This is a genomic window from Pseudomonas sp. MH9.3 (assembly GCF_034354675.1).
Taxonomy (GTDB): Bacteria; Pseudomonadota; Gammaproteobacteria; order Pseudomonadales; family Pseudomonadaceae; genus Aquipseudomonas.
The window spans coordinates 1,550,574-1,572,289 of the sequence record NZ_CP133785.1 but is presented as its reverse complement, the minus strand read 5'-3'; the positions used below and the strand labels follow the sequence as shown (position 1 = coordinate 1,572,289).

The 21,716-nt window shown below is 61.3% G+C and carries 16 protein-coding genes; 6 read left to right on the top strand and 10 right to left on the bottom strand.

All coding sequences use genetic code 11. The features are described from left to right. Positions 1–80: 80 nt before the first annotated feature. Positions 81–431, bottom strand: a complete 351-nt coding sequence (locus tag RHM60_RS06495) for a DUF6124 family protein (protein ID WP_322213992.1) — start codon at positions 429–431, stop codon at positions 81–83. A 129-nt stretch (positions 432–560) separates the two neighbouring features. Here RHM60_RS06495 and RHM60_RS06490 point away from each other — a divergent pair, with 129 nt between their 5' ends. Then, entirely contained in the window at positions 561–1,196 is a 636-nt protein-coding gene (locus tag RHM60_RS06490; RefSeq protein ID WP_209982961.1) for a LexA family protein, read from the top strand. Here the strand turns inward: RHM60_RS06490 and RHM60_RS06485 are convergent. The 4 genes from RHM60_RS06485 to RHM60_RS06470 are packed head-to-tail and all read right to left on the bottom strand — an operon-like array spanning position 1,193 to position 6,723. Continuing rightward, positions 1,193–3,121, bottom strand: coding sequence for an acetyl/propionyl/methylcrotonyl-CoA carboxylase subunit alpha (locus RHM60_RS06485; protein ID WP_322213990.1), 1,929 nt, complete (start codon positions 3,119–3,121; stop codon positions 1,193–1,195). The two genes, RHM60_RS06490 and RHM60_RS06485, sit on opposite strands and share 4 nt — an antisense overlap. Then, a complete protein-coding gene (locus RHM60_RS06480) occupies positions 3,118–3,924 on the bottom strand; it encodes a gamma-carboxygeranoyl-CoA hydratase (RefSeq protein ID WP_322213989.1) in 807 nt (268 codons plus the stop codon). The genes RHM60_RS06485 and RHM60_RS06480 overlap by 4 nt, the downstream gene beginning before the upstream one ends. Before the next feature lie 16 nt (positions 3,925–3,940). After that, positions 3,941–5,548, bottom strand: coding sequence for a carboxyl transferase domain-containing protein (locus RHM60_RS06475; RefSeq protein ID WP_209982956.1), 1,608 nt, complete (start codon positions 5,546–5,548; stop codon positions 3,941–3,943). An 11-nt stretch (positions 5,549–5,559) separates the two neighbouring features. After that, entirely contained in the window at positions 5,560–6,723 is a 1,164-nt protein-coding gene (locus RHM60_RS06470; protein ID WP_209982954.1) for an isovaleryl-CoA dehydrogenase, read from the bottom strand. A 272-nt stretch (positions 6,724–6,995) separates the two neighbouring features. Between RHM60_RS06470 and RHM60_RS06465 the strand changes: the two genes are divergently transcribed. After that, entirely contained in the window at positions 6,996–8,132 is a 1,137-nt protein-coding gene (locus tag RHM60_RS06465) for a hypothetical protein (protein WP_322213987.1), read from the top strand. A gap of 478 nt (positions 8,133–8,610) precedes the next feature. Here the strand turns inward: RHM60_RS06465 and RHM60_RS06460 are convergent, their stop codons facing one another. The 3 genes from RHM60_RS06460 to RHM60_RS06450 form a co-directional block, all read right to left on the bottom strand. Further along, positions 8,611–9,510 carry a hydroxymethylglutaryl-CoA lyase gene (locus tag RHM60_RS06460; protein WP_322213986.1) on the bottom strand — a complete coding sequence of 300 codons (900 nt, stop codon included), beginning with the start codon at positions 9,508–9,510 and terminating at the stop codon, positions 8,611–8,613. Between the two features lie 16 nt (positions 9,511–9,526). Continuing rightward, on the bottom strand, positions 9,527–9,919 hold the full coding sequence (locus RHM60_RS06455; RefSeq protein WP_209982947.1) for a MerR family transcriptional regulator: 393 nt from the start codon (positions 9,917–9,919) through the stop codon (positions 9,527–9,529). A 138-nt stretch (positions 9,920–10,057) separates the two neighbouring features. After that, on the bottom strand, positions 10,058–10,993 hold the full coding sequence (locus RHM60_RS06450; protein WP_003238359.1) for a LysR family transcriptional regulator: 936 nt from the start codon (positions 10,991–10,993) through the stop codon (positions 10,058–10,060). 151 nt (positions 10,994–11,144) lie between these two features. Here RHM60_RS06450 and RHM60_RS06445 point away from each other — a divergent pair, with 151 nt between their 5' ends. Next, positions 11,145–12,374, top strand: coding sequence for an acyl-CoA dehydrogenase (locus RHM60_RS06445; RefSeq protein ID WP_057007562.1), 1,230 nt, complete (start codon positions 11,145–11,147; stop codon positions 12,372–12,374). 121 nt (positions 12,375–12,495) lie between these two features. Here the strand turns inward: RHM60_RS06445 and RHM60_RS06440 are convergent, their stop codons facing one another. Both RHM60_RS06440 and xthA read right to left on the bottom strand, forming a co-directional pair. Continuing rightward, a complete protein-coding gene (locus RHM60_RS06440) occupies positions 12,496–13,827 on the bottom strand; it encodes a phosphate ABC transporter substrate-binding/OmpA family protein (RefSeq protein WP_322213985.1) in 1,332 nt (443 codons plus the stop codon). Positions 13,828–14,567: 740 nt separating this feature from the next. Further along, positions 14,568–15,380 carry an exodeoxyribonuclease III gene (xthA, locus tag RHM60_RS06435; protein ID WP_231422828.1) on the bottom strand — a complete coding sequence of 271 codons (813 nt, stop codon included), beginning with the start codon at positions 15,378–15,380 and terminating at the stop codon, positions 14,568–14,570. A 169-nt stretch (positions 15,381–15,549) separates the two neighbouring features. On the opposite strand from xthA, the gene RHM60_RS06430 reads away from it, so the two are divergent. From RHM60_RS06430 to RHM60_RS06420, 3 genes are all read left to right on the top strand, one after another. Next, positions 15,550–16,200, top strand: a complete 651-nt coding sequence (locus tag RHM60_RS06430) for a GNAT family N-acetyltransferase (protein ID WP_322213984.1) — start codon at positions 15,550–15,552, stop codon at positions 16,198–16,200. Between the two features lie 64 nt (positions 16,201–16,264). Then, positions 16,265–17,992 carry an autotransporter assembly complex family protein gene (locus RHM60_RS06425; RefSeq protein ID WP_322213983.1) on the top strand — a complete coding sequence of 576 codons (1,728 nt, stop codon included), beginning with the start codon at positions 16,265–16,267 and terminating at the stop codon, positions 17,990–17,992. Beyond that, positions 17,992–21,675 (top strand): translocation/assembly module TamB domain-containing protein, encoded by a 3,684-nt coding sequence (locus RHM60_RS06420; RefSeq protein ID WP_322213982.1) that lies wholly within the window; start codon positions 17,992–17,994, stop codon positions 21,673–21,675. The genes RHM60_RS06425 and RHM60_RS06420 overlap by 1 nt, the downstream gene beginning before the upstream one ends. Positions 21,676–21,716: the final 41 nt, after the last annotated feature.

Sequence of the window (21,716 nt, the reverse complement as noted above, 5' to 3'; positions counted from 1 at the left end):
GCTGAGCCCAATAATAATCATTATCATTTGCAAGTCAAATGTTTTTATCCACTGGATAGAAATATTTTTGCTTCGCGTCCTCACATGTTTGCCTCGGCCTGCGGCCGTAGCAACGATCGCTCTACCATCGCCTTCGCCATATCGATCAGATACACCACTGAAAACGCCAGATCGCGCTGATTGCCCTGATGGTTGCTCGCAGATTCGTAAGCCGTAGCGGCTGCACTGCGCAGCAGGTCGGAGGCATGCACCAGGGCTTCTTCATGGCTGATGCCGGGTTTGATGTGAAAGAAGGTGTCGTCTGCCTTGGAGTCGGACATATTCACTTTCAAGTAATAGTCCAATGCACGTTGGGCGGCGCCGCTGGTGTGCATGTCGAGTGCTTCGTCAGTGGAAGGTGTTTCGAGCGGTAGATACGGGGTGGTCGTCATCGTGGGCGATACTCTGATGGGGGCGGAATCCTTGAGATTGATAATAGTACGTATCGTATTTATGTCGTTTCGTGGATTACTACAAACTGTTTATTGCCCTGAAAAATACGCAACGTATTGTCACGCACCATGGATAAATGGATAGCGTTGGTCCGGGCCAACATGAAAGACCGCAAGGTCACCCAGGATGAACTGGCCGAACGCCTGGGCATGTCCCAGGGGGGTGTGGGCCATTGGCTCAACAAACGCCGGGTGCCCAGCCTTGCGGACATGAACCGGGTGCTGGCGGAACTGGGACTGGGCTATCTGGAGGTGGCGCTGGAGATTCGTGAGCGGGTGGACGCAGAGCGGCCACTGGAACACCACTACAACCCGTATTTCCGCTACCCGGTCAGCGACTGGAACGGGCTCTGTGAAGTGCGCGAAGAACGTGCGCCCTATGGCCCCGAGCGCTTTGAGCTGACGGACTATCACGCGGGCGGCGAAGCCTTCTGGCTCCCCGTAACCGGCGACGCCATGACCGCCCCTACAGGGCTCAGCGTCAGCGCAGGCATGCTGATCCTGGTCGACCCTTCCATCGATGCCGTTCCCGGTAAGCTGGTTGTTGCGCAATGGGACGACAGCCCCCGGGCCACCTTTCGCCAATTGCAGGAAGAAAGCGGCCAGCTGTACCTGGTGCCGCTCAATCCCACCTACCCGAAGCTGCTGTTCACCGACGATTGCCGCATCCTCGGTGTTGTCGTGCAAGCCACCGCGAGGTTCTAGTCGGCCATTTCCAGTTCCACCAGTGCACTGCCTTCAGCCACCATCTCGCCTTCCTGGCAAAACAGCGCCTTGACCACTCCGGCCACGGGCGCGCGAATGCTGTGTTCCATTTTCATTGCTTCGAGCACCACCAGTTGCGTGCCGGCTTCGACAGGCTGACCAACCTCCACCAGCACCCGCACGATGCTGCCGTTCATGGGCGCAGTGAGACCGCCCTGTTGCGACTGTCCCGCCTCCACCGCCGCAATCGGGTCAAACAGGCTGACCGCCTGCATCTCGCCGTCCCAGCGCAGGTATACGGTGCTTTCATGACGCACCGCCAGGTGCGCGCGGCGTATGCCCTGATCGTCGATCAGCAACTGCTCACCGTGCATCTTGTGCGCAGCGCCGGCAGCCAATGTCACCACCCGATCCTGCCCATTGCAGCTCAAGTGCAGCGAAACCTGCGCCGGCAGCCCCGCGCGAAAGCCCCGGGTATCCGCCCAAGGCCCTTCACCGCGCGGCAGACTCTGCATGAACGCCGAACCCGCCGCCTGCCAGAACCCGTCGCTCAACGCACCCTCCGTCGGCAGCAACTGCGCCTGATAACGCGGAATGAACCCGGTATCGAGCTCGGCCGCCGCAAACGCCGGATGGCCGATGATGCGTCGCAGAAAACCCAGATTGGTCTTGAGCCCACCCACAGCGAACTCGTCGAGCATGGCCAGCAGACGCAGGCGCGCCTGCTCGCGGTCCTCGCCCCAGGCAATCAGCTTGCCCAGCATCGGATCGTAGAACGGCGAGACCCTGTCACCTTGCTCCACGCCGCTGTCCACGCGACGTCCAGGCCCCGGGTCGCACTCGCGGTACAGCGCCAGGTGCCCGGTGGCAGGCAGAAAATCATGGGTCGGATCTTCGGCATACAGCCGCACCTCAATGGCGTGGCCATTCAACGGCACCTGCGCCTGAGTGATCGGCAGCGCCTCGCCCTGGGTCACGCGGATCTGCCAGGCCACCAGATCAAGGCCGGTAATCGCTTCGGTCACCGGATGCTCCACCTGCAGCCGGGTGTTCATCTCCATGAAGAAAAATTCGCCACGGGCATCCAGCAAAAACTCCACCGTGCCCGCGCCCACATAACCAATCGCCTGCGCCGCGCGCACTGCCGCTTCGCCCATGGCCTTGCGCTGTTCAACACTCAGCCCCGGCGCCGGGGCTTCTTCCACCACCTTTTGATGACGCCGCTGGATCGAGCAATCGCGCTCATTGAGGTACAGGCAGTGGCCGTGCCCATCGGCGAACACCTGGATTTCCACATGCCGCGGCTTGAGCAGGTATTTCTCCACCAGCATCTGCCCGTTGCCGAACGAGGACACTGCCTCACGCTGGGCTGAAGCCAGGGCTTCGGCCAACTGGCTGATGTCTTCGACCACCTTCATGCCCTTGCCGCCGCCGCCGGCAGTCGCTTTCAGCAGCACGGGATAGCCGATGCGCTCGCAGGCGTCGCGAAAGGTGTCCAGATCCTGGGCCTCGCCGTGATAACCCGGTACCAATGGCACCCCGGCGGCTTCCATCAACGTCTTGGCCGCCGACTTGCTGCCCATGGCATCGATGGCCGAGGCGGGCGGGCCGAGGAAGATCAGGCCGGCAGCCTCGATGGCGCGGGCAAACGCTGCGTTTTCCGAGAGAAAGCCATAGCCCGGATGAATCGCCTGGGCGCCACTGGCCTTGGCGGCGGCGATGATCTTGTCGATTTGCAGGTAACTTTCTGTAGCTTTGCTGCCGCCCAGGTCGACGCGAATGTCCGCCTCGCGACTGTGCCGCGCATCGCGGTCGATGGCGCTGTGCACGGCTACCGTGGTCAGCCCCATCGCTTTGGCGGTGCGCATGATCCGGCAGGCAATTTCGCCACGGTTGGCGACCAGCAGGGTGGTAAGTGGTCTCATGGGCGTGGCTCCCGGGACTGCCAGACAGGCGTGCGTTTTTGCAGGAATGCACGCAAGCCTTCCTGGCCTTCGGCGCTGACGCGAATACGCGCGATGGCATTTTCGCAATAGCGCCGCAGGGCTGGCGTGAGGGCGCCGTGGCCCACTTCGCGCAGCAGGTCCTTGCTGGCGCGCATGGCCGCCGGGCTGTTCTGCAGCAGGTTGGTCACCCAGACGTCCACTTGCTGCTCCAGCATGTCGGCCGGATAACTCTCCGCCAGCAGGCCGATTTCCCGCGCACGCTGGCCGCCAAATCGCTCGGCCGTCAGAGCATAGCGCCGCGCCGCGCGCTCACCGATGGCCTGCACCACGAACGGGCTGATCACCGCCGGTGCCAGGCCGATGCGCACTTCCGACAGGCAGAACTGTGCATCATCGGCGCCGATTGCCATGTCGCAGCAACTGATCAAACCCAGCGCACCCCCATAGGCGGCGCCTTGCACCACGGCCAGGGTGGGGATTTTCAGCTTGGCGAGGTTGTACATCAGCTCCGCCAGTTCGCGCGCGTCGTCCAGGTTAGTGTGGTAGTCCAGCTCGGCCGACTGCTGCATCCAGGCCAGGTCAGCCCCTGCGCTGAAGTGCCGGCCGCGTCCGCGCACCACCAGAAAGCGCAGGGAAGGGTCGCCCTGCACGTGCTCCAGGGCGAGGATCAATTCGCGGATCATCTCGGCGTTGAACGCGTTGTTCTTGGCTTCACGACTGAGCCATAACGTGGCAAAGCCACGGCTATCGGTGATCAGTTCGAGGGTGTTGAAATCGTGCATGGGGGACAAGCTCCATTTACATGCGAAACACGCCGAAGCGGCTCGGCTCGATGGGGGCGTTCAGTGCGGCGGACAGTGCCAGGGCGAGTACCTCGCGGGTCTGCACCGGGTCGATGACGCCGTCGTCCCACAGGCGGGCGCTGGAGTAATAGGGATGGCCCTGGGTTTCATACTGGTCGAGGATCGGCTGCTTGATCGCGGCTTCATCCTCGGCGCTGAAGGCAGTGCCGGCGCGTTCGGCCTGTTCGCGCTTGACCTGCACCAGCACGCCGGCCGCCTGCTCGGCACCCATCACGCCGATGCGCGCGTTGGGCCACATCCATAAAAAACGCGGGTCATAGGCGCGCCCGCACATGCCGTAGTTGCCGGCCCCGAAGCTGCCGCCGATGATCACGGTAAATTTCGGCACCCTAGCGCAGGCCACCGCCGTGACCAGCTTGGCGCCGTGCTTGGCGATGCCGCCGGCTTCATACTTCTGCCCGACCATGAAACCGGTGATGTTCTGCAGGAACAGCAGGGGAATCCCGCGCTGGCAGGCCAGCTCGATAAAGTGCGCGCCTTTCTGCGCGGCTTCGGCGAACAGGATGCCGTTGTTGGCGAGGATCGCAATCGGGTAGCCATGCAAGTGCGCAAAGCCGCAGACCAACGTGGTCCCGAACAGCGCCTTGAATTCATCGAATACCGATGCATCCACCAGCCGCGCGATCACCTCGCGCACATCGAATGGTTGCTTGGCCTCGGCCGGGATCACCCCGTAGAGCTCTTCTGCGCTGTACAGCGGCGCTACCGGCGGGCGTAGGCGCAACTCGCCCAGCTTGCGCCAGTTGAGGTTGGCCACGCTGCGGCGGGCCAGGGCCAGAGCGTGTTCGTCGCTGTCGGCGTAGTGGTCGGCCACGCCGGAGATTTTGCAGTGCACATCGGCGCCGCCCAGGTCCTCGGCACTGACCACTTCGCCGGTCGCCGCTTTGACTAGCGGCGGGCCGGCCAGGAAGATCGTGGCCTGCTGGCGCACCATGATCGCCTCGTCGGCCATGGCCGGCACATAGGCACCCCCGGCGGTGCACGAGCCCATCACCACGGCGATCTGCGGGATGCCCTGGGCGCTCATGTTGGCCTGGTTGAAGAAGATCCGCCCGAAGTGTTCGCGGTCCGGGAACACCTCATCCTGGCGCGGCAGGTTGGCGCCGCCGGAGTCCACCAGGTAGATGCACGGCAGGCGGTTCTGCTCGGCGATGGTCTGCGCGCGCAGGTGTTTTTTTACCGTCAGCGGGTAGTAGGAGCCGCCTTTGACCGTGGCATCGTTGGCGACAATCATGCATTCCACACCCTCGACGCGGCCAATCCCGGCAATCACCCCGGCGGCCGGCACGTCTTCGCCATACACCTGATGGGCGGCCAGTTGGCTGAGTTCGAGGAACGGCGAGCCCGGATCAAGCAGACGATTGATGCGTTCGCGCGGCAGCAGTTTGCCGCGCGAGGTATGCCGCTCCTGGGCCTTGAGGCCGCCGCCTTGTTGTACCTGGGCGAGGAGGGCATGCAGGGCGTCGACCTGCTGACGCATCGCCGCGCTGTTGGCGGAAAATTCCGCCGAGCGTGGGTTGAGCTGGGTGTGCAAGGTGGCCATGGCGCGCTCCTTCAGCGGGTTTCGTTGAACAGTTCGCGACCGATCAACATGCGCCGAATCTCACTGGTGCCCGCGCCGATTTCATACAGCTTGGCATCACGCAGCAGGCGCCCGGCGGGGAATTCGTTGATGTAGCCATTGCCGCCGAGAATCTGGATCGCGTCGAGGGCCATCTGTGTGGCGCGCTCGGCGCTGTAGAGGATCACACCGGCGGCGTCCTTGCGCGTGGTCTCGCCGCGCTCGCAGGCCTGGGCCACGGCGTAGAGGTAGGCGCGGCTGGCGTTGAGCTGGGTGTACATGTCGGCGACCTTGCCCTGGATCAGCTGGAATTCGCCGATGCTCTGGCCGAACTGCTTGCGATCGTGAATGTAGGGCACGATCAGGTCCATGCAGGCCTGCATGATCCCGGTGGGCCCGCCGGCCAGCACCACGCGCTCGTAGTCCAGCCCGCTCATCAGCACTTTCACGCCGCCGTTGAGCACACCGAGGATGTTGTCTGCGGGCACTTCGACGTCGTCGAAAAACAGCTCGCAGGTGTTGGAGCCGCGCATGCCCAGCTTGTCGAACTTGTTGCTGCGGCTGAAGCCTTTCCAGTCGCGCTCGACGATGAATGCGGTGATGCCGTGGGCGCCCCTTTCCAGGTCGGTCTTGGCATAGATCACGTAGGTGCTGGCATCGGGGCCGTTGGTGATCCAGGTTTTGCTGCCATTGAGCACGTAGCAGTCGCCGCGTTTGTCGGCGCGCAGTTTCATCGAGACCACGTCGGAGCCGGCGTTGGGCTCGCTCATGGCGAGGGCACCGATGTGCTCGCCGCTGATCAGTTTGGGCAGGTACTTGAGCTTCTGTTCATGATTGCCGTTGCGGTTGATCTGGTTGACGCACAGATTGGAGTGCGCACCGTAGGACAACGCCACGGAGGCCGAGCCGCGGCTGATCTCCTCCATGCTCACCACATGGGCCAGGTAACCCAGGCCGGCGCCGCCGTATTCTTCCGCCACAGTGATGCCGAGCAGGCCCATGTCACCGAACTTGCGCCACAGGTCGGCGGGGAACAGGTTGTCGATGTCGATCTGCGCGGCGCGTGGTGCGATTTCCTTGGCCACGAAGGACTGCACCTGGTCGCGCAGCATGTCGATGGTTTCGCCGAGGGCGAAGTTCAGGGACGGATAACTCATGGCAGGCACCTTACTGTGAGCTTTGTTGTTGTGTGGGATGAGGGCCGGTGAGGGCGCTGACCTTTACGTTAACGTAAGCTTGCGTTACGGCGCTGTCAATCGTAGCGCTCGTTCTAGGCGTCAAAAGCTTGCAATTGTCCTCGAGTAATCAGGCTTGGCAGGATTACCTGAGAACCGTGCTGATAAATCTATGAAACCCACCTGTTTTTTGTAGAATGTCGCCTATTGCACTGCTCTTCATTCTTCAAAGCCTTTTACTGGAAATGGATATCATGAAAATCATCGTCGATAGTGGAACGCTATTTCCAGAGGCCGAATATGAAGTTAATGCATATTTTAAGAGATTCGTTTCTGAGACTGCATCGCGGTTTGATACCAGGCCAGAGTATCTTGGACATCTCATCGGTTTATTTGAGCTGCTCTTGAGTCTGAATGACAGTGAGCACGGTTTCACTGATGCCCGTCTTGCTGTCGACACGCTGATGGATTGGGTCTCCGGCAAAGACAAAACTCTGTTGGTGGAGTTATTCAAAACGTCAAATGCTAACTGGAACGAAGCCAATAGTTCATTTTGGAGTATGCGTAATAGTAACGTAATTGCACATGAAGAGAATGATTATCGAGAAAAGGTCAGTGGGTATTTTGACACCATTAATAAAACGCTAGAATTTTTAGTGAAAAAGGAGGGTTATCTCATTGCTTGTCTTGTGTCAGATAAACGAAGCAAAGGGATACCCAAAAGCTTCGAACTGTTTGACGTCTTGCAGAAGTGCATCATGTTTTTTGACGGATTTCCAGCCCTCTCCGTCAATCGGGATGTGCTCTTGCATATTCCTTTTAACCAGTGGCGTAATATTGCAGCACACAAAGATTTCGCATGTTTCAATAATGTTGTCACTGTTGTATATGGCAAAGATCCCAAGAGAACTGCCGAGCTTTCATTACCTGAACTGGAACTATGTGCTAGAGAGATCTATCGGTTTAGAGTGAATATTCAATTCGTCACGAGCGTGGTCAATAATTTATTGGCAATAAAAAATGAAGCGCTTATGACGGGTATGACTACTACACCGAAAGCTTTTTTGGTAACTGTTAATTATATGCTCAAGGCGCAAGGTGTTCAGTTGGCAAGTTTTTCGTTGGCGCAAGGTTTGTTTGTAGAGGGTGAGCAGCAAGAGATTCCTGAAGACGTCATTATCTATGATATTGATTTTGAATCGACTATTGATGATGACTTGGAGTTGTGCCGAATTTTATCGGCAGTGTCTCGCGCCATGGGATCTATCTTTGGTGAGTATAATAGTTTGCCTCGGAAAGAGCAGGTTCGCTTACATTATCGGGCTCAATTGGCCAGTCATATTTATCACATGGTGTACACCTTTGATGAGTCCGATTCTACGCAAGCATAAACGGTCGGTCTTATGCTGATCAGAGCAAGGCCTGCCGATATCTTAAAAAGCACAAAAGGGACCCGAAGGTCCCTTTTAATGTGTCGTTGCGTGCTCTTTTTTTATTATTGAGGGGCGGCCTGTTGTTGTTTTTGGCAGCCGTGGCCCTTTACTGCTGTTTTGGGTGACCCCCATCCGGGGTCAAGAGCAAACGTATTTTTTTGAGCGCTGAAGTGCTTCCAAAAAAATCTGTTAGCTGCGTCTCTGCCGTGTTGTTTTTGTTATGTCAGAGTCGTTACGTCTTGTTTTTATTAGGCTTGGTGCTTTTTATTCTTGTTATGCAATAGAGATAGCAGGAGCCATGCCAACTTTTAAATTTCTATTAAAATCAATAGCTTATTTTTTATGCCGCGATTGCCTCTGCGCAAAGGCGGCCAATTATGTTCCCGCGTTACCCGCTGTGTCGGCGCCCGGTAACACATTGTCACAGCCTTGCTACTCAACTGGCGCTACGCACCTTCGCCACCCGCGACCCACTGGCGCGCCCCAGCACCTGGCTGATCTGCCGGCCCGCGTCAATCAGGCGCGAGAGGTCGATGCCGGTGTGGATGCCCAGCCCGTCGAGCAGGTACACCACGTCTTCGGTGGCGACGTTACCGCTGGCGCCCTTGGCATACGGGCAGCCGCCAAGGCCTGCGATAGAGCTGTCGAACACCTGGATACCTTCCAGCAGGCTGGCATAGATATTCGCGATGGCCTGGCCGTAAGTGTCGTGGAAGTGTCCGGCAAGCTTCTCCCTTGGCACCTGGGCGCCAACGACCTCGAACAACCGCCGCGTATCGCCTGCCGTGCCGGTGCCGATGGTGTCGCCCAGGGACACTTCATAGCAGCCCATGGCGTACAGCTCGCGGGCCACCGCAGCGACCTGTTCCGGCGCGACGTCACCTTCGTAAGGGCATCCCAGCACACAGGACACGTAGCCGCGCACGCTGACACCGTGCTGCCGGGCTGCGCTCATGATCGGTGCGAAGCGCTCCAGGCTCTCGCGGATCGAGCAGTTGATGTTGCGTTGCGAGAACGCCTCGGACGCGGCCGCAAACACTGCGACCTCCTTGACGCCGGCCGCCAGCGCATCTTCAAAGCCGCGCAGGTTGGGCGCCAGCGCGCCGTAGGTCACGCCGGGCTTGCGCCGGATCTGCGCAAACACCTCGGCGGAGCCGGCCATCTGCGGCACCCATTTGGGCGACACAAAGCTGCCCACTTCGATATAGCCCAGCCCGGCGTCGCTCAAGGCGTCCACCAGACGGACCTTGTCCGCCACGGCGATGGGCTGGGCTTCGTTCTGCAAACCGTCGCGTGGGCCGACTTCAACCAGGCGTACGTGGGAGGGGAGGGGCATGGGGATTACCTTCTGTTCAATGGCCAGACTGGCTCATGGTGTGGGCCAGGGCTTGAGTGCAGCGTTCTTCGGCGGTGTCCAGTTCCAGCTTCATCTGTTCGATGTCCAGCAGTTGCTGTTCCAGTTGTTCACGCCGCTCGGCGATCTTGGCCAGCATGCTGTTGAGCTGGATGTGGTTGCCGCTGGTGGGATCGTAGAGTTCGATCAGCTCGCGGCATTCGGCCAGGGAGAAACCGATGCGCTTGCCGCGCAGAATCAGCTTGAGGCTGACCTTGTCCCGCGCTGAGTAGATACGCTCCTGGCCCCGACGCTCTGGGGTCAGCAGGCCTTGCTCTTCATAAAAGCGAATGGCGCGGGTGGTGATGTCGAGCTCGCGGGCGAGGTCGGAGATGCTGTAGGTGGTGCTCATGGCGGCGCTCGGCGGATGGCTTGGCGCTAAGCTAATGGCTGGTTGACGTAAACGTCAATAACATCCCATGGCTTTCATCTTGCCGTGGCGAGCGGGCTCGCCACCACGACAACCCCGGCAAGCCCGCCCAGTCAAAGGTCAGGCCTGTTTGCCATCGAGCTTCTTCTCATGGGCCGTCACCTGCTGGCACAGCTCGATCATCTGCTCGCGCATCCAGCGGTTGGCCGGGTCCTGGTCGGTGCTTTCATGCCAGTACAAATGGGTTTCCACGGGCGGCACGTCGTTCACCGGCAGGTTGACCCAGTGCAGTTCGTGGCGGCGGGCGAAGCGCTCGGGCACGGTCATGACCATGTCGGTCTGCTGCAGCACCTGCGAGGCCATCAGGTAATGCTGGGAACGCAGCGCGATCTTGCGCTGGATGCCCATCTTGCCCAGGGCCAGGTCGACATGGCCCAGGCCGTTGCGGCGACTGGAGATATGAATGTGGGTCAGCGACAGGTAATCATCCAGGCTGAGCTTGTCCTTGCCCGCCAGCGGATGGCCCTTGCGCATGGCGCACACGTAGCGGTCTTCCATCAGCTTGACGTGACGCACCTGCGGGTCGGTGTTGAGCGGTGCGTCCACGGCAAAATCCAGGCGCCCGGCCGCCAGTTCCTTGGTGGTCTCGCGGCGCTTGGACAGGAAACTTTCGATCACCACCGTGGGTGCCAGCCGGCGCAGGCGCTGGAACAGCAGCGGCAGAATCACCGCCTCGGTGAGGTCGGTCATGCTGATGCGATAGGTCTTGGCCGCCTGTTGAGGATTGAAAATCCGGCTTTCCTGCACCGATACCCGCAGCAACGACAGCGCATTGCGCACCGGGCCGATGATGTTCTGCGCCATCGGCGTAGGCACCATGCCCTGGGCAGTGCGCACGAACAGCGGGTCGTTGAAGGTCTCGCGCAGGCGGGCCAGCGCGTTGGACACCGCCGGTTGCGTAATGCCGACGATCTGCCCGGCGCGGGTCAGGTTGGCTTCGGTGTAGATCGCATCAAAGACGATGAAGAGGTTCAGGTCGACCTTGCTCAGATTCATTGCGTTGCGCTCTTATTGTTAGGTGCCGATAGGCTGATCATATATCGGTGATGAATGTTAATACACGCCGAGAATAGGCTAGGTAAATTATCAGCGCTGTTCTAGCATCGAATTCATGACCTAAACAACCTCTCAGAGAAGGGAGCTGCCCATGGATTTCGCCTATTCGCCCAAGGTTCAGGAACTGCGTGAACGCGTCACTGCATTCATGGACGCTTACGTCTACCCGGCCGAGCCGGTGTTTGAACGCCAGGTCAGCGAAGGCGACCGCTGGCAGCCCACAGCGATCATGGAAGAACTCAAGGCCCGCGCCAAAGCCGAAGGCCTGTGGAACCTGTTCCTGCCCGAGTCCGAACTCGGCGCCGGCCTCACCAATCTGGAATACGCGCCGCTGGCCGAAATCATGGGTCGCTCGCTGCTGGGGCCGGAGCCGTTCAACTGCTCGGCCCCCGACACCGGCAACATGGAAGTGCTGGTGCGCTATGCCAACGAAGAACAGAAACAGCGCTGGCTCGAACCGCTGCTGCGCGGCGAGATCCGTTCGGCCTTCGCCATGACCGAGCCGGACGTGGCTTCGTCCGATGCCACCAACATGGCCGCCCGTGCCGAGCGCCAGGGCGATGAGTGGGTCATCAACGGCAAAAAGTGGTGGACCTCCGGCGCCTGCGACCCGCGCTGCAAGATCCTCATCTTCATGGGCCTGAGCAATCCGGACGCGCCGCGTCACCAGCAGCATTCGATGATCCTGGTGCCGGTGGACACACCCGGTGTGAAAATCCTCCGACCGCTGCCGGTGTTCGGCTACGACGACGCGCCCCACGGTCACGCCGAAGTGCTGTTCGACAACGTACGGGTGCCCTACGAAAACGTCCTGCTTGGCGAAGGCCGTGGCTTCGAGATCGCCCAGGGGCGCCTCGGCCCCGGCCGTATTCACCATTGCATGCGCTCGGTGGGCATGGCCGAACGCGCGCTGGAACTGATGTGCAAACGTTCGGTCAGCCGCACCGCATTCGGCAAGCCGTTGGCACGCCTGGGTGGCAACATCGACAAGATCGCCGACTCACGCATGGAAATCGACATGGCGCGCCTGCTGACCCTGAAGGCCGCGTACATGATGGACACCGTGGGCAATAAAGTAGCGAAAAGCGAGATCGCGCAGATCAAGGTGGTCGCGCCGAACGTGGCGCTGAAGGTGATCGACCGCGCGATTCAGATGCACGGCGGTGCCGGCGTTTCCAATGATTTCCCGTTGGCTTACATGTACGCCATGCAACGCACCCTGCGCCTGGCCGATGGCCCGGATGAAGTGCACCGCGCGGCGATCGGCAAGTTCGAGATTGGCAAGTATGTGCCCAGGGAGATGATGCGCGGCGGGCAGTAGCACTGCGTCGCCTGCAATCGGGAGCAAGCCCCCTCGCACATTTTGAATTGTGAATACAGTGCAAATGTGGGAGGGGGCTTGCTCCCGATGAGGCCCGTCCTGATAACCCCAAACTCCAGCCTCAGTACACCCAGACCTCCACCCGCCGATTCTTGATCCGCCCCTCATCCGCCGTATTCGCCGCCACCGGCATCTGCGCGCCAAACCCGCGAATATCGCGCAGCACCACGCCGCTCTTGACCAGTTCCCTGCGCACCGCCATCGCCCGCAACTTCGACAGCAACGCTGCGCGCTGGGGATCATTCTTGGCATCGCCAAATCCCACCAGCGTCACCTGCTTGTCGAGCTTGCCGTGGCTTTTCAGGTAGTCCACCACCCGCAGCACATCCTGGCGCGCCTTGGTGTCCAGGCTGGCGCTGCCTTCCTCGAAACGAAAATTGACGCTCAGGCGCTGGGCATCGCGGGCAATCGCTTGATAGTCCGCCGGCATCGACGCACGCGGTTGCACGCCAATGGCCTGCACCTGCTGGGCAATAAAACCGTTGGCCGCGACGATTGCCTGGCCCTGGCTGCTCTGGGCAAAGTCCACCAGCGCCCGGGCCCACGGGTTGTGGCTCGCCGGCGGCAGGTAAAAGAACAGGCGCCGCGACAGCGGGTAATCTTCGGTGGCGATCAAGCTATTGAGCGGCAACATCGGTTGTGAATCGCCATCGGCAATCGCCACCGCCTTGGCCTGGCGTATGTAGGGCAGGCCGATAAAGCCGATGCCCTGGGGATCGCGGCTGACTGCATCGGACAAAGCTTCGCTGGACTCGAAACGCCGGGCGCTTGAAGCCAGCGGTTTGCCGCGCCGGTTCAGCACCAGCTCCTTGAACGTGTCGTAGGTGCCGGACTGGTCATCTCGCGCATACACATGAACAGGCCCGCCGACGCCGCCCAGTGCTTCCCAGGTGCTGACCTCGCCGTTGAAGAGCTGCGCCAGTTGTTCGGTGTCGAGGGTGTTCAGCGGGTTGAGCGGGTTAACGATGATGGCCAGGCCATCGATGGCGATCACCTGTTCGGCTTCGGGGCTTTTCAGGTCGCCCAGTGGCTCAAGGTCCACCAGCTCGCTGTCCTTGATCGGGCGGGACGCTGCCGCGAGGTCTGCGCTGGCTTTTTTCAGCGCGGCAAAGCCGGTGCTGGAGCCATGGGCCGCCACCTCGATGGTCACGCTCCTGCCCTGGCGCGTCTTGCCGACTACGCGCTGCTCGTTTTGTCCGTCGCCCGGTTCGATGTGCACCCGTTGCACGCCCTCGTGCTCCAGCAAGCCCTTCACCAAAGCCGGGCCCAGCGCTGCGCCGATGGTATTGGAGCCCTGAATGCGCAGGGCAGGGCCGTGCTCGGGTACGGGCAGTTGCGCCGACACGGCAATCAGAGGGAAAAGGGTCAAAAGAAACAGAACGCGCAGCATCATGCCGGCACCTTCAAAGAGAGTGCGACGAGATTAAGTCAGAGAGTTTGCAGAAATATGACCGAGACGCGCCCGTCAAGCGGCGCCAGGAATGAGTGTGGGAGGGGGCTGCCGCCTCTTATCAAATGAGTTTTTTCAGCAACTGCATCCCTGTGGCGAGCGGGCTTGCCCCGCGTTGGGGTGCGAAGCGCCCCCAATCGAGCAAAACGCGGTGTACCTGATACGGCTCAGCGCCTGGCTTCGGGGCTGCTGCGCAGCCCAACGCAGGACAAGCCTGCTCGCCACAGGGAATCTGCGCTTAACTGAACGGCATTAGGGCTTGCCCTAATGCCGTTCAGTTAAGGAAATTTTGATCGTTCCCACGCGTGGGAACGATCAAGAGGGCTCTTGTGGGCTTATTGTGGCGAGCGGGCTCGCCCCGCGTTGGGGTGCGAAGCGCCCCCAATCAAGCAAAACGCGGTGTACCTGATACGGCTCAGCGCCTGGTTTTGGGGCTGCTGCGCAGCCCAACGCAGGGCAAGCCTGCTCGCCACAGGGAATCTGCGCTTGTGGGCTTATTGTGGCGAGCGGGCTTGCCCCGCGTTGGGGTGCGAAGCGCCCCCAATCAAGCAAAACGCGGTGTACCTGATACGGCTCAGCGCCTGGTTTTGGGGCTGCTGCGCAGCCCAACGCAGGACAAGCCTGCTCGCCACGGAGGTTCCAGTTTGCTGCGTGACAGCGCCAGGTCGAAGACAGTCAGGGGTTCAGCTCAATTCGAGCCAGATCGGTGCATGGTCCGACGGCTTCTCCAATCCACGCAGGTCGTAGTCCACGCCGGCATCCTTGACCCTTGGCAGCAGCCCATTGGACGCCATGATCACGTCAATCCGCAGCCCGCGCTTGGGCTCGTCCTCAAACCCGCGGCTGCGGTAGTCGAACCAGCTGAAGCGGTCGGTCACGTCCGGATAGAGGTGCCGGAAACTGTCCACCAGGCCCCAGTTTTTCAGGCGGGCCATCCATTCGCGTTCTTCCGGCAGGAAGCTGCACTTGCCGGTTTTCAGCCAGCGCTTGGCATTGTCGGCGCCGATGCCGATGTCGCAGTCCTGCGGGGAGATATTCACGTCGCCCATCACCACCAGCGGCTGCTCGTTGCTGAACCGGCTTTCCAGCAACTGTTGCAAGTCCTCATAGAAGCGCTGCTTGGCGGGGAACTTGGTCGGGTGGTCACGGCTTTCGCCCTGGGGGAAATAGCCGTTCATGACCGTGACCGGTTGGCCGTTTTCATCGGCGAACGTGCCCCAGATGAAACGGCGCTGGGCGTCCTCTTCATCACTGTCGAAGCCCTTGTGCACGCTCAAGGCTTCCTTGCGCGACAGCAAGGCCACGCCGTAATGACCTTTCTGACCGTGGTAGTACACGTGGTAGCCCAGCGCCTGCACCTCGGCCAGGGGGAACTGGTCATCGTGAACCTTGGTTTCCTGCAGGCCGATGACGTCGGGTTGGTGCTTGTCGATCAGCGCCGCCAGCTGATGAGGGCGGGCGCGCAGCCCGTTGATATTGAAGGAGACGATTTTCATGGTCGACAGTCCGGTCTGGCAAAAAGGGCGATGCTAGCCGACAAGTCCGGCCGGGGCCAGCGTGGGGACAGGGCATCTGCGTTGCCAATGTCTTGGAACGACTGCTGCGCCGCAGGTTCGTAACCCTATGAACGCCGCCTTTCGAGTGGCGCCCAGGGAGATTGACTGCATGCTTGACACTTCAACCGCCACTGCCCAGATCCGCGTGCTCAACAGCGGCTATTCCCGCGAGGCCCGCGCGCTGCTGTACCAGGCTTATCGCCATGAGCCGACCTTCGCCTATATTTTCGAAGCGCAGCGCCCCGGCTATGAATTGCGGGTGCGCGCCACGGTGCGTGAGCTGGTCAAGCAACATTTCTTCCAGAAGCTCCCGGCCATTGGGCTGTTTGTTGATGACAAGATGATCGGCATCGCCCTGATCGCGCCGCCGCAACGGCGCCTGGGTATCACCGAGAGCTGGGCCTGGCAAATTCGCATGTGGCTGAGCACCGGCGTGCGCGGCACCCGACGTTATCTGGATTACCACCACGCGGTGCTGGCGTGCCTGCCCACCGATTCGGTGCATGTATTACCGCTGCTGGGCGTTCACCCGCAATTCCAGGGCCAGCACTATGGCGAGCAGTTGCTTGAAGCGGTGCACAACTGGTGTGCCGACGACCCGCATTCCTCGGGCGTGGTGCTCGACACGGGTAATTCACGCTACCTGGCGTTCCTTGAACGTCAGGGCTACGAGGAAATCGGTGAAGTTGCCGTAGGACCCGTCCTGGAGCGTGTGTTCTTTCATGCCAACCCCCAGTCTTTGCGGGCTGTAACGGTTTGAGACAGATTTTTTCAGAAAAATCCGGGTTCAAAGACTCCCTCTCGCTCATGTAGCATCCGCGCCTATGAAGCTTCCAGGAAGATTTACCAGCAGCCTGGTCCTGCTGTTCACAAGCTGTGGCGCATGGGCGCAGAGCGAATTGGACGTGCGGATCAAGCCCTCAAACGACGCGTTGAAAGCCAACATCGAAGGCTATATCGGCGGGGTTGGCGATCGTGACGAAGAAGCCTTGCTGCGGTTCAGTCGCGGTGCCGAAGAGCAGGCGCGTAAAGCCGCCCAGGCGTTGGGTTTCTATCAATCGCAGATCGCCAGTGACGTGAAGGGCGGCAAGATCCCGCGCCTGATCCTCACCATCGACCCCGGCGAGCCGGTGCATTTGCGCAACGTGACCATTCGGGTCGACGGCCAGGCTGCGAGCCTCAAGGCCTTTCGCCTGCCTGCCAGCGACGACCTCAAGTCCGGCGCGGTGCTCAACCACGGACATTACGAAGACGCCAAGCGCCTGATCCAGAACCAGGCCTCGCGCTATGGTTTTTTCAGTGGCCGCTTTACCAGTCAAACCCTCTCGGTAGACCCGAAGGCGGGCGTGGCCGATATCGACCTGGTGTATGACAGCGGCCCGCGCTACAGCATGGGCAAAGTCAGCTTTACCGGCGATACGCCGTTCGACGAAGACCTGCTGCAACGCATGGTGCCGTTCAAGAGTGGCACGCCGTACGACTCCGAACTCATCGCCGAGCTCAACCAGAACCTGCAAGCCAGCGGCTTCTTCGAAGGCGTGCGGGTGGATGCGACCCCCGCCGGCGCCAAAGACGACGTGATCCCGGTGGCCGTGCAACTGGAAACCCGCAAGCCACGCACCATGGGCCTGGGCCTTGGCTACTCCACCGACGTCGGCCCGCGCGGCAAGGCCAACTGGACGCGCCATTGGGTCAACCCCCAGGGTCACAGCTATGGCTGGGAGGCGGAGCTGTCGGCGCCACGGCAGAACGTTGGCCTGTGGTACGACGTGCCGCTCGACCCGCCGCTCACCGACAAGCTTCGCTTCGCCGGCGGCTACCAGAATGAGGAAATCGCCAACACCGACGCCCTGAGTAAATTGCTCACCGTCGGCCCCGAGTGGCACAGCAAATTGCCCAGCGGCTGGACCCGCGTGATCTCGCTCAAATACCAGCGTGAAGAATACCGCCTGGGCAACGACTCGGGCCTGAGCAACCTGGTGATGCCGGGTATCAACTATTCCTACTTGCGCAGCGACAACCGCATCGACCCGCATAACGGTTATCGCCTGGCCTTCGATGCCAAGGTTGCCAAGGAAGGCCTGGGTTCGGACACCAACCTGCTTTACGGCACCGCGACGATCAAGGGCTTGACCACCCTGTGGGACAACCACCGTTTCCTCGGCCGTGCGCAGTTCGGCGGCAGTGCCACCAACGGCTACCAGTCCGTGCCGCCGTCCTTGCGTTTCTTCGCCGGTGGCGACCAGAGCGTGCGGGGTTACGAGTACCAGACCCTGTCGCCGGAGAACGACCGTGGCGACCGTATCGGTGGCCGTTACATGGTGGCCCTGAGCGCCGAGTACCAATATTCCATCGCCGAAAAATGGCGGATCGCAACCTTCATCGACCAGGGCAACTCGTTCAATACCCTGGACATGCCGAGCCTTAAAACCGGTGTCGGCGTCGGCGTACGCTGGGTCTCTCCGGTAGGTCCGATCCGTCTCGACCTGGCCCATGCCCTGGAAGACCCGGGCGGCATCCGACTGCACTTTTCCATGGGGCCTGAGCTGTGATGCGTGGTTTGAAAATAGCGGGGCTGGCGTTGATCGCTGTCCTCGCCTTGTTGTTGCTGGCGCTGTGGACGGTGCTGGGTACGCAGGCCGGTAGCCGCTGGGTGCTGGGCCAGGTACCGGGGTTGAGCGTGGAGAATTTCCAGGGCCGCTTGGGCGGGCAGTGGAGCGCCGATCATCTGCTGTGGCAGCAGGGCCCCAGCCGCGTCGAGCTGGATGCGCCGACTCTGGTCTGGTCGCCGGCCTGCCTTTTGCGCATGACCCTGTGCATCGAGCGGCTGAATGTGGAGCAGGTCAACCTGCAATTTGCACCGAGCGGCGAAGCGAGCAGCGGGCCCATCGCGTTGCCGGATCTAAAGCTGCCCTTGGCGATTCAACTCGGTGAGGTGCACGTCGGCAGCCTGCTGTTCAACGGCAGCGAGCAACTCAAGGGCCTGCAGTTGGCGGCGCACTGGACCGCCGCAGGCATGCGTATCGACTCGGTGCACCTGGAGCGCGATGGCCTGGTGCTCGACCTCGCTGGCCTGCTGCAACCTGTCGGCGATTGGCCGCTGAACGCTAGCGGCAACCTCAGCCTGCCGTACGCGCCCGGTGGCGCGCCGTGGACGGTTGCGCTGAAGGTCGAAGGCGACCTGCTCAAAACCCTTAAGCTTGATGCCGACAGCAGTGGTTACCTGCCAGCCAGGCTCACCGGCGAGCTGCAACCGCTGGAAGAGAACCTGCCGGCACAGGTGCGCATCACCGCGGACAGCTTCAAGCCCAGCGCTGATCTGCCCGCGACTCTGCAACTCAATCAACTGGATGTCACTGCCAGGGGCGACCTGAAAAGCGGTTACCAATTGCTTGGCAAAGCCGTATTGCCTGCGGAAAAAGGCCCGGTGGATCTTCTGCTGCAAGGCAGGGTCGACGCCAGGGGCGCGCAGATCGCCGGGCTTGATCTGAACGCCGGCGACAAACAGAACCTCAAGCTCAGCGCCAACCTGGATTGGCAGCGAGGCTTCAGCGCCGACGCCAAAATCGACTGGCTCGACTTCCCCTGGCATCGCCTTTACCCGCTGATTGACCAGCCGCAGGTCACCTTGCACACCTTCAACGGCGAAATCTCCTATAAAGACGGCAACTACCTGGGCAACCTCAAAGCCGATCTCGACGGCCCGGCGGGCAAGTTCACGGTGGTCACGCCGTTCAGTGGCGATCTCAAGCAGGTGTTCCTGCCCGAGCTGAAACTCACCGCAGGCCAGGGCAAGGCCGCAGGCCATCTGAATCTGCAGTTCGCCGAGGGTATCGCCTGGGACACGGCGCTGGATCTGTCGGCGCTGAACCCCGCGTACTGGGTGGCTGAATTGCCTGGCACCCTGGCCGGGCCATTGCGCAGCAAGGGTGAGTTCAGGAACGATCAACTCAAGCTCGACGCCGACCTCAACCTCAAAGGTCAACTGCGCGGGCAAACCGCCGTGTTCGCCGCCAAGGCCGAAGGCGCGGGCGAGCAATGGACCCTCGCCAACCTGGATCTGCGCCTGGGCGACAATCGCATCAACGGCAGCGGCAGCCTGCAACAGCGTTTGGCCGGCCAGATCGACATCAAGCTGGCGCGCCTGGCCCAGTTGTGGCCGCAACTGCGCGGCCAGGTCAACGGCCGGCTCGACGTGGCTGGCACCTTGAAGGCGCCGCAAGGCAAGCTTGGCCTCAAGGGCCAACAACTGGCGTTTGCCGACAATCACCTGCAAAACCTCAGCCTCGACGCCACCCTGGATAACGCCCAGCGCGCGAAGATCGACCTCAAGGGCAGTGGCATTCAAAGCGGCGAGACTCAGGTCGGTACACTCACCGCCAGTGCCCAGGGTGATATCAAGAACCAGAAAGTCCAGTTGGACCTCGCCGGCCCGCTGGTCAAGCTGGCGCTCGCGCTGGACGGCAACCTCGACAAAGGCAACTGGCGCGGGCGGCTGGCCAGCGGCGACGTGCAAGCCGGTGGCCAGGACTGGCGGCTGCAGGCCCCGGCCCGGATCGAGCGTCTGGCGGATGGCAAACTGACGTTCGCCGCCCATTGCTGGGTCTCCGGCGGCGCCAGCCTGTGCGGTGAAGACCAGCGCCTGATGCCCGAGCCCAAGCTGCGCTACCACCTCAAGCAATTCCCGATCGACAGCCTGGCGGCGTTTTTGCCCAAGGATTTTGCCTGGCAGGGCAGGCTCAACGCCGACGTGCAGCTCGATCTTCCAGAGAGCGGCCCGAAGGGCGTGGTCTCGGTGGACGCCAGCGGCGGCACCTTGCGTGTCAAGGACAAGGCCCAGTGGCTGGATTTTCCCTATGACACCCTCAAGCTGGAAACCACCCTCAATCCCAAGCGCATCGACACCCAGCTGAATTTCCGTGGCGGCAAACTGGGCGAGCTGTTGTTGCAGGCACAGATCAATCCATTGCCCGCCAACAAGCCGATCACCGGCAACTTCAGCCTCACCGGCCTGGACCTGGCGGTGGCGCGGCCATTTGTGCCGATGGTGGAAACGCTCACCGGCAAGCTCAACGGCACCGGGCGCATTTCCGGCGGTTTGCTTGCGCCCCTGGTCAACGGCAGCGTCAATCTGGTGGGCGGCGAAATCTCCGGGCCGGAGCTGCCCCTCAGCCTCCAGGACCTCAACGTGCAAGCGCTGATCGCTGGCGAAAGCGTGCAACTCAACGGCGGCTGGCGCAGTGGCAAGGCTGGGCAGGGCAGCCTCAAGGGACAGATCGACTGGGGCCAGGCGCTGGCGGCCGACCTCAGCCTCACGGGTTCGCAGTTGCCGGTGACGGTCGAGCCTTACGCCGTGCTGGAAGTGGCGCCCGACCTGAAGATCAGCCTCAAGAACGACAAGCTGGCGGTTGCTGGCAAGGTCCGTATCCCGCGTGGCGACATCACCGTGCGTGAGTTGCCGCCGTCCACGGTCAAGGTCTCCGATGACACGGTGATCGTCGGCAGCCAGACTGAAGAGGGCAAGGCGCCGATGGCAATGGCCATGGATATCGATGTGGAGGTTGGTGAAGACAAGCTCAACTTCGCCGGCTTCGGCCTCACCGCCAAGGTGCAGGGCCATGTGCATATCGGTGACAACATGGACACCCGCGGCGAGCTGTGGCTCAACGACGGTCGCTACCGCGCTTACGGGCAGCGCCTCAATGTGCGGCGTGCGCGATTGTTGTTCGCCGGGCCCCTGGACCAACCGTTCCTGGACATCGAAGCGGTGCGCGTCACCACCGAGGCCTCGCGAACGGTGACGGCCGGTATTCGCCTGAGCGGCAGCGCCGAGCAGCCAACCACGCAGATCTTCTCCGAGCCGGCCATGGCCCAGGAGGATGCGCTGTCGTATCTGGTGCTGGGGCGTTCGCGTACCAACAACGGTGAAGACAACAACATGCTCGCCGAAGCGGCGCTGGGCCTGGGCTTGATGGGCAGCTCGGGGGTCACCACCGACATTGCCAACAAGCTGGGCATCCAGGATTTTGATCTCGACACCCAGGGCGCCGGCAACAAGACCGCCGTGGTCGCCAGCGGCAAGATCAACGAGAAGCTGAGCCTGCGTTACGGGGTAGGGGTGTTCGAACCGGCCAATACCATCGCCTTGCGCTACCTGCTGAGCAAAAAGGTTTACCTGGAAGTGGCGACCGGCGTGGCCAGCTCGCTGGACATCTTCTACAAACGCGATTTTTAAACCATCACTCAATCAGAAACGGTGGGAGGGGGCTTGCTCCC

Coding starts and splice junctions, on each gene's coding strand:
- RHM60_RS06475 (WP_209982956.1), bottom strand. CDS start 5,548: ATGGCCACCTTGCACACCCAGCTCAACCCACGCTCGGCGGAATTTTCC.
- RHM60_RS06490 (WP_209982961.1), top strand. CDS start 561: ATGGATAAATGGATAGCGTTGGTCCGGGCCAACATGAAAGACCGCAAG.
- RHM60_RS06480 (WP_322213989.1), bottom strand. CDS start 3,924: ATGCACGATTTCAACACCCTCGAACTGATCACCGATAGCCGTGGCTTT.
- RHM60_RS06420 (WP_322213982.1), top strand. CDS start 17,992: ATGCGTGGTTTGAAAATAGCGGGGCTGGCGTTGATCGCTGTCCTCGCC.
- RHM60_RS06440 (WP_322213985.1), bottom strand. CDS start 13,827: ATGATGCTGCGCGTTCTGTTTCTTTTGACCCTTTTCCCTCTGATTGCC.
- RHM60_RS06465 (WP_322213987.1), top strand. CDS start 6,996: ATGAAAATCATCGTCGATAGTGGAACGCTATTTCCAGAGGCCGAATAT.
- RHM60_RS06425 (WP_322213983.1), top strand. CDS start 16,265: ATGAAGCTTCCAGGAAGATTTACCAGCAGCCTGGTCCTGCTGTTCACA.
- RHM60_RS06470 (WP_209982954.1), bottom strand. CDS start 6,723: ATGAGTTATCCGTCCCTGAACTTCGCCCTCGGCGAAACCATCGACATG.
- RHM60_RS06445 (WP_057007562.1), top strand. CDS start 11,145: ATGGATTTCGCCTATTCGCCCAAGGTTCAGGAACTGCGTGAACGCGTC.
- RHM60_RS06450 (WP_003238359.1), bottom strand. CDS start 10,993: ATGAATCTGAGCAAGGTCGACCTGAACCTCTTCATCGTCTTTGATGCG.
- RHM60_RS06430 (WP_322213984.1), top strand. CDS start 15,550: ATGCTTGACACTTCAACCGCCACTGCCCAGATCCGCGTGCTCAACAGC.
- RHM60_RS06495 (WP_322213992.1), bottom strand. CDS start 431: ATGACGACCACCCCGTATCTACCGCTCGAAACACCTTCCACTGACGAA.
- RHM60_RS06485 (WP_322213990.1), bottom strand. CDS start 3,121: ATGAGACCACTTACCACCCTGCTGGTCGCCAACCGTGGCGAAATTGCC.
- RHM60_RS06455 (WP_209982947.1), bottom strand. CDS start 9,919: ATGAGCACCACCTACAGCATCTCCGACCTCGCCCGCGAGCTCGACATC.
- RHM60_RS06460 (WP_322213986.1), bottom strand. CDS start 9,510: ATGCCCCTCCCCTCCCACGTACGCCTGGTTGAAGTCGGCCCACGCGAC.
- xthA (WP_231422828.1), bottom strand. CDS start 15,380: ATGAAAATCGTCTCCTTCAATATCAACGGGCTGCGCGCCCGCCCTCAT.